At 65.2% G+C, this 11,631-nt stretch carries 11 protein-coding genes; 5 read left to right on the top strand and 6 right to left on the bottom strand.

The genetic code is table 11. The annotated features are described in order from the left end of the window. The 5 genes from gap to V6M39_RS15990 form a co-directional block, all read left to right on the top strand. Window positions 1-1,000 (top strand): type I glyceraldehyde-3-phosphate dehydrogenase (gap, locus tag V6M39_RS16010; protein WP_332644812.1); only part of this gene is annotated, 1,000 nt, incomplete at its 5' end. Between the two features lie 3 nt (window positions 1,001-1,003). Further along, on the top strand, window positions 1,004-2,194 hold the full coding sequence (locus tag V6M39_RS16005; RefSeq protein WP_332644811.1) for a phosphoglycerate kinase: 1,191 nt from the start codon (window positions 1,004-1,006) through the stop codon (window positions 2,192-2,194). 2 nt (window positions 2,195-2,196) lie between these two features. Then, entirely contained in the window at window positions 2,197-2,997 is an 801-nt protein-coding gene (gene tpiA / locus V6M39_RS16000; protein WP_332644810.1) for a triose-phosphate isomerase, read from the top strand. Between the two features lie 16 nt (window positions 2,998-3,013). Continuing rightward, entirely contained in the window at window positions 3,014-3,250 is a 237-nt protein-coding gene (gene secG / locus V6M39_RS15995; protein WP_309969921.1) for a preprotein translocase subunit SecG, read from the top strand. Then, entirely contained in the window at window positions 3,250-3,603 is a 354-nt protein-coding gene (locus V6M39_RS15990; RefSeq protein ID WP_332644809.1) for an RNA polymerase-binding protein RbpA, read from the top strand. The genes secG and V6M39_RS15990 overlap by 1 nt, the downstream gene beginning before the upstream one ends. On the opposite strand, the gene pgl is transcribed toward V6M39_RS15990, so the two are convergent. From pgl to tkt, 6 genes are read right to left on the bottom strand one after another with little or no spacing between them, the layout of a single operon-like run. After that, window positions 3,600-4,298, bottom strand: a complete 699-nt coding sequence (gene pgl / locus V6M39_RS15985) for a 6-phosphogluconolactonase (RefSeq protein WP_332644808.1) — start codon at window positions 4,296-4,298, stop codon at window positions 3,600-3,602. The genes V6M39_RS15990 and pgl overlap by 4 nt on opposite strands. Beyond that, window positions 4,295-5,194, bottom strand: coding sequence for a glucose-6-phosphate dehydrogenase assembly protein OpcA (locus V6M39_RS15980; RefSeq protein WP_332644807.1), 900 nt, complete (start codon window positions 5,192-5,194; stop codon window positions 4,295-4,297). The genes pgl and V6M39_RS15980 overlap by 4 nt, the downstream gene beginning before the upstream one ends. A gap of 2 nt (window positions 5,195-5,196) precedes the next feature. Beyond that, the gene (gene zwf, locus V6M39_RS15975; RefSeq protein WP_332644806.1) at window positions 5,197-6,714 is read right to left on the bottom strand and encodes a glucose-6-phosphate dehydrogenase; all 1,518 of its coding nucleotides are present in this window, start codon (window positions 6,712-6,714) and stop codon (window positions 5,197-5,199) included. Continuing rightward, window positions 6,711-8,255 (bottom strand): glucose-6-phosphate isomerase, encoded by a 1,545-nt coding sequence (locus V6M39_RS15970; protein WP_332644805.1) that lies wholly within the window; start codon window positions 8,253-8,255, stop codon window positions 6,711-6,713. Before V6M39_RS15970 ends, zwf begins: the two co-directional genes overlap by 4 nt. 54 nt (window positions 8,256-8,309) lie before the next feature. Next, a complete protein-coding gene (gene tal, locus V6M39_RS15965) occupies window positions 8,310-9,398 on the bottom strand; it encodes a transaldolase (RefSeq protein WP_332644804.1) in 1,089 nt (362 codons plus the stop codon). Between the two features lie 27 nt (window positions 9,399-9,425). Continuing rightward, entirely contained in the window at window positions 9,426-11,597 is a 2,172-nt protein-coding gene (tkt, locus tag V6M39_RS15960; RefSeq protein WP_332644813.1) for a transketolase, read from the bottom strand. Window positions 11,598-11,631 lie beyond the last annotated feature (34 nt).

The raw sequence follows: 11,631 nt of genomic DNA, 5'->3' as shown, positions 1-11,631 counted from the left end.
TGTTCGCGTAGGCATCAATGGATTTGGCCGCATCGGCCGCAACTTCTTCCGCGCGGCACGCGCCGCCGGAGCAGACATCGAGATCGTCGCCGTCAACGACCTGACGGACAACAAGACGCTCGCACACCTGCTCAAGTACGACTCGACGCTCGGCCGGCTCGACGGCGAGGTGACCTTCGACGACGCTTCCATCTCGGTCGACGGCAAGTCCTTCGCCGCGTTCGCCGAGCGCGATCCTGCCAAGCTCGACTGGGCTGCTGTCGGGGCCGACATCGTCATCGAGTCCACTGGCTTCTTCACCGATGCAACAAAGGCGAAGGCTCACATCGACGGCGGTGCCAAGAAGGTCATCATCTCCGCGCCAGCCAAGAACGAGGACGCCACGTTCGTGATGGGTGTCAACCACGACACATACGACGCCGAGGCGCACACGATCATCTCTAACGCGTCTTGCACCACCAACTGCCTCGCTCCGATGGCCAAGGCCCTCAATGACGGTCTCGGCATCGAACGCGGACTGATGACCACGATCCACGCCTACACCGGTGACCAGAACCTGCTGGACGCGCCGCACGACGACTTGCGCCGTGCTCGCTCAGCAGCAGTCAACATCGTTCCCACCTCGACGGGTGCCGCAAAGGCCGTCAGCCTCGTGCTCCCGGAGCTCAAGGGCAAGCTCGACGGATTCGCGTTCCGCGTACCCGTGCCCACCGGCTCTGCGACTGACCTGACGTTCACTGCATCGCGTGAGACCACGGTCGAAGAGGTCAACCAGATCGTCAAGGATGCTGCCGAAGGCCCGCTCAAGGGCTTCCTCGTCTACACCGAGGATCCGATCGTGTCGACCGACATCGTCACCGACCCGGCGTCGTGCATCTTCGACTCCGGCCTGACCAAGGTCATCGGCGACCAGGTCAAGGTCGTCGGTTGGTACGACAACGAGTGGGGCTATTCCAACCGCCTCGTCGACCTCACGGTCCTCGTCGGCACCTCACTCTGACCTGTGAAGACGATCAGCGACCTGGGTGACCTGCGCGGCAAGCGCGTGCTCGTCCGAAGCGACCTCAACGTCCCTCTCGACGGTACGACGATCACCGACGACGGCCGCGTACGCGCGAGCGTTCCGACAATCGTTCAGCTCGCCGACGCAGGCGCTCAGGTGCTGGTCGTCGCGCACCTCGGACGCCCCGAGGGCAAGCCTGACGCGAAGTACTCACTTGAGCCGGTTGCCACCCGCCTGGGTGAGCTCATCGAGCCGCAGGTCTACTTCGCCAAGGACACCGTCGGCGAAGACGCCAAGAACCAGATCGCGAGCCTCGCCAACGGCGACGTGCTCGTGCTCGAGAACGTACGGTTCAACGCCGGCGAAACCAGCAAGGACGACGCTGTACGCGGCAAGTTCGCGGACGAGCTGGCCGAGTTGGCCGACGTGTTCGTGTCCGACGGATTCGGTGTCGTGCACCGCAAGCAGGCCAGCGTCTATGACATCGCCACTCGTCTTCCTGCCGCCGTCGGTGGTCTGGTCGAGGCCGAGGTGAAGGTGCTCAAGCGCCTCACCGAATCGCCTGAGCGTCCCTACACGGTCGTACTGGGCGGTTCCAAGGTCTCCGACAAGCTCGGCGTCATCGACAATCTGCTCGACAAGGCCGACAACCTGCTGATCGGTGGCGGGATGGTGTTCACCTTCCTCAAGGCTCAGGGCCACGAGGTTGGCAAGTCACTTCTTGAAGAGGACCAGCTCGACATCGCGCGCGACTACATCGCCCAGGCTGAAGCCAAGGGCGTGAAGCTTGTGCTGCCGACCGACATCGTGGTGGCACCGGAGTTCAAGGACGCCAACGCTTCCACGGTTGCGGCCGACTCGATCCCGGCCGACCAGTTGGGCCTCGACATCGGGCCCGACAGCGGTGCAGCGTTCGCCGCGCTCATTGCGTCGTCCAGGACTGTGTTCTGGAACGGTCCGATGGGCGTGTTCGAGATGTCGTCCTTCGAGGCTGGCACTCGCGCAGTTGCACAGGCGCTCACCGAAGTTGACGGCCTGTCGGTCGTCGGCGGTGGTGACTCGGCCGCGGCCGTACGCCAGCTCGGCTTCGAGGACTCGGACTTCGGTCACATCTCCACCGGTGGTGGAGCAAGTCTCGAATACCTCGAGGGCAAGACGCTCCCGGGTCTAGACATCCTGGAAGGGAAGTAGCCATGGCGTCTCGCAAGCCTTTGATGGCAGGCAACTGGAAGTCCAACCTCAACCACCAGGAAGCCGTGGTTCTTGTCCAGAAGCTCGCCTGGACGTTGCAGGACAAGAAGCATGACTTTGAGAAGTCCGAAGTCGTCGTGATCCCTCCGTTCACCGACATCCGCAGCGTGCAGACGCTGGTCGACGGTGACCACCTGGCAATCGGCTACGGCGCACAGGACGTCTCCGAGCACGATGGCGGTGCCTACACCGGCGAGATCTCCGCCGCGATGCTCGCCAAGCTCGGCTGCTCGTACGTCGTCGTCGGTCACTCCGAGCGCCGTGAGTACCACGGCGAGTCGGACGCTCTCGTCAACACCAAGGCCGCCAAGTCTCTTGCAGCCGGTATGACGCCGATCGTGTGCGTCGGCGAGGGTCTCGAGGTCCGCCAGTCGGGCGAGCACGTGGCCTACACGTTGGCTCAGATCGACGGTTCCCTTGCCGGATTCAGCGCTGAGCAGATCGCCTCGCTGGTGGTGGCATACGAGCCGGTATGGGCAATTGGCACCGGTGAAGTTGCCACTCCGGAAGACGCGCAGGAGGTCTGTGCGGCGATTCGTGCACGTGTTGCCGAGACCTGGTCTGCCGATGCTGCAGACTCATTGCGTATCCTTTACGGCGGATCAGTGAAAGCGGCGAATATTGCCGCCATCATGGCGAAGTCGGACGTCGACGGAGCTTTGGTTGGCGGCGCGAGCCTCCAAGCGGAGGAGTTCGCCGGGATTGCTCGGTTCTACGACATGCCGGATCTGTCCGGCACCTGACAACGAAGGTCCACCCGTGATTTTGACGTTCTCCATAATCCTCACGATCAGCAGCCTGCTGATGATCGTGCTGGTTCTCATGCACAAGGGCCGTGGGGGTGGCCTCTCCGACATGTTCGGTGGAGGTGTCTCCAGCTCGCTGGGCGGCTCGTCAGTTGCTGAGCGCAACCTTGACCGCATCACGGTCGGCATCGCTGTCGTCTGGGTCGTGTGCATCTTCGCACTCGGCCTGCTCCTGAAGGTGAGCAACTAGTGGCGGCAGGCGCGATCCGGGGCAGCCGTATCGGGGCTGGACCCATGGGAGAAGCCGAGCGCGGCGAGTCGGCTCCGCGCCAGTCAGTCTCGTACTTCTGCATGAACGAGCACACCACCGTGCTGCAGTTCGCCGTTGAGGCTGAAGCGCCTGAGTCGTGGGACTGCCCGCGCTGCGGACTTCCTGCGGGCGTCGACGCCGAGAACCTCCAGTCGGCCCTCAAAGTTGCGCCCTACAAGACGCACCTCGCTTACGTGAAGGAGCGCCGCTCCGAGACCGAAGCAGCCGAGATCCTGACCGAGGCCATCGAGATGCTGCGCACCAAGCGCAAGACCGGCGAAGTCATCTTCTAGAGCTGTGAAGCCGCTGCTTCATCGAGCAGCCACAGCGTTTCCGTCGCGCCCGTCACTCCGGTGGCTGGCGTGTCGTCAATCGTGCCGTCGCTGAGAGCGCGTGCCACGGCTTCGGCCTTGCCGTCGCCCGACACCAGGAACCACACGGCATCGGCGTTGTTGAGCGTCGGGAACGTCATCGTGATGCGCTCCGGCGGCGGCTTGGGGGAGTTGAACACTTCGACAACTCGGCGCTCGGTCTCGTGTAGTTGTTCGAACCCGGGGAACAGCGACGCGACGTGGCCGTCGGGACCCATGCCCAGCAGCACCACGTCGAACGGGTCCCGCGGGAGCTTGTCGCCGTACGTGTTCGCCGCCTGGGCCATGCTGAGATCGCAGCCGTGCGCAGGCATCGAATGGATGTGCTCAACAGGAACTTCCAAGCGGGTCAGGAATGAGTCCCTTGCCTGCTGGTCGTTGCGATCCGCATGTCCCTCCGGGACGTACCGCTCGTCGCCCCAGTAGAAGTCCACGTCGGACCAGTCGACAGATCCGGCTTCAAGTGCCTCGTAGATGGCGATGGCGATCGTTCCGCCGGTGAGCACGACGCTGGGTCGCCGACCAGTTGCCTGCACGTCTGCGATGCGGATCGACAGAAGCGACGCAACCGTTGTAGCCAGGGTTGTCGCGTCCGGCACGACATCGATTCGCCTCATGGCTTCAGCAGGTGGCGAATGGTCGCCTCGTAGATGTCGTCGGAGTCGAGGCGGCGCAAGTCCTCGGCCAGCAGTTCAGCGAGCGTACGAGCGCCTAGCGGCACCTCACGCGGAGATGAGCCGGGAACGCTGAAGTGGCACGACGTGGGACCAATGCGTTCGATGCGGACGTCGCCTGCCGTGGAATGCAGCACGACGGAGGAGATCTGCTCGATGTCGCCCTTGCGCAGCGTGATCGACACCTTGAGGCGGCTCTCCAGCCACGCGACGAGCAGAGTTGCTGCCGGGTTGCCTGTACCGGCGACCACAGTGCCGCCAGTGACCGTGCTGGTGGACTGGTCGAGCGCCGCAGCCAGGAGTGCGCGCCACGGGGTCAGACGGGTCCAGGACAGGTCGGTGTCGCCCGGAGCGAACTCTCGCGCGACGGCCTTGAGTGAGCGAATCGGCGAGTCTGTGGCTTCGGCGTCGGTGAGCCGGCGCTGGGCCAGCTTGCCGATGGCATCACCTGACGGCTTGGTAGGAGGTTTGCCGGGCCACCAGACCACAACGGGGGAGTCAGGCAGCAGGAGGGGCAGTACAACCGACTCGGCGTGCTTGGTGAGCTCACCGGAGATGCGAAGCAGGATCGACTCACCTGACGAGTTCTCGCCCACCCGCACCTTGGCGTTGAGCTCGGCGGCGCCCCGACCATCGCCCAGGATCACACCGATCACCCGTGACGGATGCTCGCGCGACAGGGTGGTTGCCGTCTTGAGAGCTTCACCGACGGCATCGTCGTCGGTGACAACTAGCAGGGTGAGCACCATGTCCATTGCTGGGCTGCCAGCGGCCCGGCGAGCCTTGACGAGTGCGCGAGCGATCCGCGCGGCATTGGTCTTCTCGAGTGCGATCTCCATGACTAGGGACGCCTCCAAGCTCGGCCATCGCGCTCGAGCATCTTGTCCGCCGACACCGGGCCCCACGTTCCAGACGGATAGGTGTCGATCGTGTTCTGCTTGCTCCAGTGCTGGATAACCGGGTCAAGGATCTCCCAGGCCAGCTCGACCTCTTCGCGATGCGGGAAGAGCGGGGGATCGCCGAGCAGCACGTCAAGGATGAGGCGCTCGTACGCTTCAGGGCTGCTCTCGACGAAGGCGCCGCCGTAGGCGAAGTCCATGTTGACGTCGCGGATCTCCATCGTGGTGCCGGGGACCTTTGCTCCGAAACGCAACGTCACGCCCTCATCGGGCTGGATGCGCATGACGAGTGCGTTCTGGCCCAGCTCCTCGACGTCGTGCTTGCTGAACGGCTGGTGCGGGGCCCGCTTGAAGACGACCGCGAGCTCGGTGACGCGACGGCCCAGGCGCTTGCCGGTACGCAGGTAGAACGGCACGCCGGCCCAGCGGCGGGTGCTGATGTCGATGCGCATCGCCGCGTACGTCTCGGTGGTCGAGCTCTCGGGTATGCCGTTCTCCTCGAGATAGCCGAGGACCTTCTCGCCGCCGGCCCAGCCGCCGTCGTACTGCGCATGGGCCGTGTGCAGGTCCACGCGTGCTGGTGGACGGGCGTTGGCGAGGATCTTCTGCTTCTCGATGCGCAGGCTCTTGGCGTTGAACGAGACAGGCTCCTCCATCGCGATCAGGGCCATGAGCTGGAGCAAGTGGTTCTGGATGACATCGCGTGCCGCGCCGATGCCGTCGTAGTAGCCGGCGCGGGATCCGATGCCGATGTCCTCGGCCATCGTGATCTGGACGTGGTCGACGTAATGGTTGTTCCAGATCGGCTCGAACATCCCGTTGGCGAACCGGAACGCCAAGATGTTCTGCACGGTCTCCTTGCCGAGGTAGTGGTCGATACGGAACACCGACTGGCTCGGGAAGACGTCGGCGACGATCTGATTGAGTTCCTGCGCCGACGCGAGGTCGTGTCCGAACGGCTTCTCGATGACGACACGGCGCCATCCCTGTGACGACTCAGCGAGTCCGTGCTTCTTGATCTGAGAGACGACAACCGGGAAGAGTCCGGGTGGGATCGACAGGTAGAACGCGTGGTTGCCACCAGTGCCCTGCTGCTCGTCGAGCTCCTTCATGGTCCTGCCGAGGCGCTCCCAGGCGTCATCGTCGTCGAACTCGCCAGGAACGAAACGGATGCCGGCGGCCAGTTGCTTCCATACGGTCTCGCTCCACGGCGTACGGGCGCCGTCCTTGGCCGCCTGCTTGATCATCTTGGAGAACGCCTGCTTGCCGAAGTCCTGGCGCGCGAAGCCAACCAGGGCAAAGCCGGGAGGCAGCAGACCACGGTTGGCAAGGTCGTAGACCGCGGGGATGAGCTTCTTCTTCGCGAGGTCGCCCGTCACTCCGAACAGGATCAGGCTGCAGGGTCCGGCGATGCGGGGGAGTCGGCGGTCGCGAGCGTCGCGCAGCGGATTGGTGGTCACGCTTCGCCCTTGCCCGCGAGCACGGTGCGCAGCAGCTGAAGACCTGCAGGTACGTCCTTGAGGTGCAGACGTACGACCGGGCGCCCGCGCTCTCGCAGCACTGCTGCGTCGCCCGCAGCCTGCGACTGGATGAACGATCCGAAGGTGAAGTCGCGGCCAGGCACTTCGAGATCCTCGACCGGGTCACCCGTGATCTGCAGGAACACTCCAGTTCCGGGGCCGCCCTTGTGATACTGCCCGGTCGAGTGAAGGAAGCGAGGGCCCCAACCGAACGTCGTCGGGCGTCCGGTGCGCTGGGCGACGATCTCACGTGCGCCCGCGAAGTCGGCATGATCGAAGCGGTCGAGGTAGACCTGCAAGGCGACATAGCCATGGTGCAGGTCGAGCTGGCTGAACAGCGTGCCGACCGCGTCGGCCACGGTGGTGCCCTGAGCGCCGTAGACATCAATGCCATCGGCGGTGAAGTCAGGTGTGGGCGCTTCTCCCGCTCCGCCGAGCATGTCGCGGGCGGCCTGCTTGGCGCTCTCGACGTCAGGCTGGTCGAAGGGGTTGATGCCGATGACGCTGCCGGCTACGGCCACGGCCGTCTCCCAGATCAGCATCTCTGCGCCCAGGGTTGCCTTGATGGCGATGCCATAGCCCGACTGCGCCTCAGGAGCGTCGTCGCCATCGATCGACAGCAGAATCGAATCAGCGGTGCTCGGGTTGAAGTTGACGGCGTTCTCGAACGGTACGACGACCGGGAGGATGCCCTTGCCGTTCTTGCCCGTCGACTCAGCGACAAGCTGCTCGATCCAGTCTCCGAAGCCATGCCTCGACTGATCAGCCATGACGAGCTTGTCGACGCGATGACGATGTGCGACCCCGAGCAGCACGCCGAGTCGGAGCGCCGGGTTGTCGGCACCATCCAGAGCGACGTCATCCTGCACCGACGCTGCCTGGTCGAGGAGCTCGCCGACATCGGCACCAGCAAGACCGCTCGGCACAAGACCAAACGCCGTCAGCGCGGAGTAGCGGCCACCGACGTTGGGATCTGCGTGGAACACGCGGTATCCCGCGGCTGTCGCCTCGTTGTCGAGCGGTGAGCCGGGATCAGTCACGACGATGATGTGGTCGGTAGGTGTGAGGCCGGCGTCGGTGAAGGCCCTCTCGTACGCGCGTCGCTGGCTGTCAGTCTCGATCGTCCCGCCCGACTTGCTGGCGACGACGACGATGCTCCGATCCAGTCGGTCTGCGATGGCCGACCGCACCATGTCCGGTTGCGACGAGTCGAGGACCGTCAGCGGCACACCGTAGGTGTGGCAGATGACCTCGGGCGCAAGAGACGAACCGCCCATACCGCAGAGGACTACGTGATCGAGGCCCTCGGCCGCCAGGCTCTCGCGAAGCTCGACGATCTCCGCGATCAGCGGGCGGGACGACTCGGCGAGTCCGGTCCAGCTCAGTCGGATCGAGGCTTCCGAAACGGCGTCCGGGCCCCATTCGGTCGGATCGTTCTCGGCGATGCGCGAGGCGAGCCGACTGTCGATGGCGCTCTTCAAGGCGCCTTCATATTCGTGTTGCGAAGGCGCGGTGAGGAAGAGCTCGACCACGTGTCAGGCCTTGTCGAGCTCGTTGGACACGGTTTCGAGGAGCTCTGCCCACGAGGCATCGAACTTCTCGAGTCCTTCACGCTCAAGTACGTCGACGACATCGTCGTAGCTGATGCCCTGGGCCTCGAGCTCGGCGATGAGCGCGCGGGCCTCGTCGTACGTACCCGTGACGGCGTCACCATGCAGGTCACCGTGGTCAGCGAATGCCTGGAGCGTCTTCTCGGGCATCGTATTGACGGTGTTGGCAACGACGAGCTCGGTGACGTACATCGTGTCGGAGTAGGCCGGGTCCTTCACGCCGGTCGACGCCCAGAGCGGACGCTGGGCGTTGGCGCCCTTCGCCGCAAGCGCCTTGAACCGGTCGGATCCGAAGACCTCCTCGTACGCCTCGTAGGCGAGTCGCGCGTTGGCGATGGCTGCCTTGCCGCGCAGCGGGCTGTCGGCGTCGAGGCGGTTGTCGACCTCGGAGTCGACCCGGCTGACGAAGAACGACGCGACCGAGTGGATGTTGCGAAGGTCCAGGCCGGCGGCATCTGCCTGCTCGAGGCCGTCGAGGTAGGCATCCATCACGCCGCGGTAGCGATCCAGCGAGAAAATCAGCGTCACGTTGACGCTGATGCCCGCTGCGATGGTCTGGGCAATTGCCGGCAGTCCTTCGACCGTGGCGGGGATCTTGATCAGCGTGTTGGGGTGGCCGACCTTGTCCCACAGCTTCTTGGCCATGCTGACGGTTGCCTCGGTGTCGCGGGCAAGGCCGGGCTCGACCTCGATCGAGACTCGGCCGTCGACACCGCCCGTGGCGTCGTAGACCGACAGGAGGATGTCGCAACCCTGGCGTACATCGGTCGTGGTCAGCTCGAATACGGCCTCGTCGACGCTCGCGCCAGAAGCCTTGAGCTCCTTGATCTGCGTCGAATAGCGCTCGCCGTTGGACAGAGCGCCTGCGAAGATCGTCGGGTTGGTCGTGACACCCACGACGCCGGAATCGGCAACGAGCGTGGCGAGGTTGCCCGACTCAAGGCGTTCGCGGGACAGGTCGTCGAGCCAGATGGATACGCCGGCGTCAGCGAGTGCCTTCAAGCGGTCGTTCATGATGTCTCCTTCGTGAGGATTCGGACGTCAGTGTGCGGCGTCGGGGTTGTCTGCGGGTCCGACTGCTCCTGCGGGTCGCGCGTGGAACGGTGCGGTGGGGACTGAGCTTGCCGCGGCCATGGACTCACGAGCGGCAGCGGCAACTGCGTCCGGCGTGACGCCGAACTTCTCGTACAGCGTCGCGAAGGCGGCCGAGGCGCCGTAGTGCTCGATGCTGACGATGCGACCGGCGTCGCCGACCACGTCGCGCCAGCCGAATGCCACGCCGGCTTCAACCGCGACGCGGGCACGCAGGCCTGCCGGGATGATGCTCTCGCGGTATGCCTCGTCCTGCTGCTCGAACCACTCGCGGCACGGCATGGAGACGACACGCGCCTTGATGCCGTCGGCTGCGAGCAGCTCACGCGCCTTGACGGCGATCTGCACCTCGGAGCCGGTGCCGACGAGGATCACGTCGGGCTCACCATCGGTGTCGAGCAGCGTGTAGGCGCCCTTGGAGACGAGGTCAGCGCTCGCGTAGCCGTCGGTCCCGCGCGGGAACGTCGGAACGTTCTGTCGGCTCAGGGCTAGAGCCGTCGGTCGGTCGGTGATCGCGAGGACTGCCTTCCACGCGGCGACGGTCTCGTTGGCATCAGCGGGACGGATGACGTCGAGGCCCGGGATGGCTCGCAGTGCAGCGAGGTGCTCGATGGGCTGGTGGGTGGGTCCGTCCTCACCGAGCCCGATCGAGTCGTGGGTCCACACGTACGTGACGGGAAGCTCCTGGAGAGCCGCCAGGCGTACCGCCGGACGCATGTAGTCGCTGAACACCAGGAACGTTCCGCCGTACGGGCGGGTCGGACCATGCAGCGCGATGCCGTTGAGCACGGCTCCCATCGCGTGCTCGCGGATGCCGAAGTGCAGGACGCGACCGTAGAGGTTGCCCTGGAACGACTTCGTCGAGTGCTCCGGAGGCAGGAACGACGGCTCGCCCTTTGGGGTCGTGTTGTTCGAGCCCGCGAGGTCGGCAGAGCCGCCCCACAGCTCGGGCAACTTCGGTGCGGCGGCCGTCAGGAACTCACCCGACGCCACACGGGTCGCGACACCCTTGTCGCTGGCCTCGTACGTCGGCAAGTCTGCGTCCCAGCCGGCAGGAAGGGTGCGGCTGTTGAGGCGGTCGAGCAGCGCAGCGGAATCAGCGTGCGACGTCTTCCACGCGTCGAACGACGCTTGCCATTCCAACTGCTGCTCGGTGCCGCGGGTGCGGGCGGCTTGCGAGTGCGCGAGCACGTCACCGCGGACTTCGAACGTCTGGTCGGGATCGAATCCGAGAAGCTTCTTGGTTGCTGCGATCTCGTCAGCGCCCAAGGCTGAGCCGTGCGAGGCGCCGGTGTTCTGCTTGGTCGGTGCGGGCCAGGCGATGATCGTGCGGAGCTGGATGAAGCTCGGCTTGTCGGTCACCGCGGCGGCTGCCTGGAACGCGTCGTAGAGCGCCTGGACGTCCTCGACGTATTCCTTGCCACCGTTGGTCCAGTCGATCTTCTGCACGTGCCAGCCGTACGACTCGTAGCGCGCCGCAACGTCTTCGCTGAACGCGACGTTGGTGTCGTCCTCGATCGAGATGTGGTTGTCGTCGTACAGGACGGTCAGGTTGCCGAGCTTCTGGTGGCCGGCGAGTGAAGACGCCTCGGAGGAGATGCCTTCCTCGAGGTCGCCATCGGATGCGATGACGTAGACGTCGTGGTCGAACAGGCTGTCACCGGCGACCGCGTCCGGATCGAGCAGACCGCGCTCGCGGCGGGCGGCCATGGCCATACCGACCGCGTTGCCGACTCCCTGGCCCAGGGGGCCGGTCGTCACCTCGACGCCGGGCGTGTGGTTGTGCTCCGGGTGGCCCGGCGTCAGACTGCCCCACGTACGAAGCGACTTGAGGTCGTCGAGGCTGACGTCATAGCCGGCCAGGAACAGCTGGATGTACTGCGTGAGGCTCGAGTGGCCGCACGAGAGGACGAAGCGGTCGCGGCCGATCCAGTGCGGATCGGCGGGGTTGTGACGCATCAGCTTCTGGTAGATCAGGTAGGCCGCGGGGGCCAGGCTCATCGCGGTACCGGGGTGACCGTGTCCGGCCTTCTCGACCGCATCGGCGGCGAGGAGGCGGGCGGTGTCCACGGCCTGCTTGTCGAGGTCAGTCCAGTCGAGTGGGGTGGGGGCTGTCGTCACAGCTCGGGCTCCTGAATCGTCGATCACGGGCGTC

This window comes from Aeromicrobium sp. (genome assembly GCF_036675695.1).
Classification (GTDB): Bacteria; Actinomycetota; Actinomycetes; order Propionibacteriales; family Nocardioidaceae; genus Aeromicrobium.
Note: the sequence above shows the minus strand (reverse complement) of the source record. Positions and strands in the feature narration are given on the sequence as shown.

Excerpts from the sequence above, each read along its gene's own strand:
- tal (WP_332644804.1), bottom strand. The coding sequence starts at position 9,398 with ATGAACGACCGCTTGAAGGCACTCGCTGACGCCGGCGTATCCATCTGG.
- pgl (WP_332644808.1), bottom strand. The coding sequence starts at position 4,298 with ATGAGGCGAATCGATGTCGTGCCGGACGCGACAACCCTGGCTACAACG.
- tpiA (WP_332644810.1), top strand. The coding sequence starts at position 2,197 with ATGGCGTCTCGCAAGCCTTTGATGGCAGGCAACTGGAAGTCCAACCTC.
- V6M39_RS15980 (WP_332644807.1), bottom strand. The coding sequence starts at position 5,194 with ATGGAGATCGCACTCGAGAAGACCAATGCCGCGCGGATCGCTCGCGCA.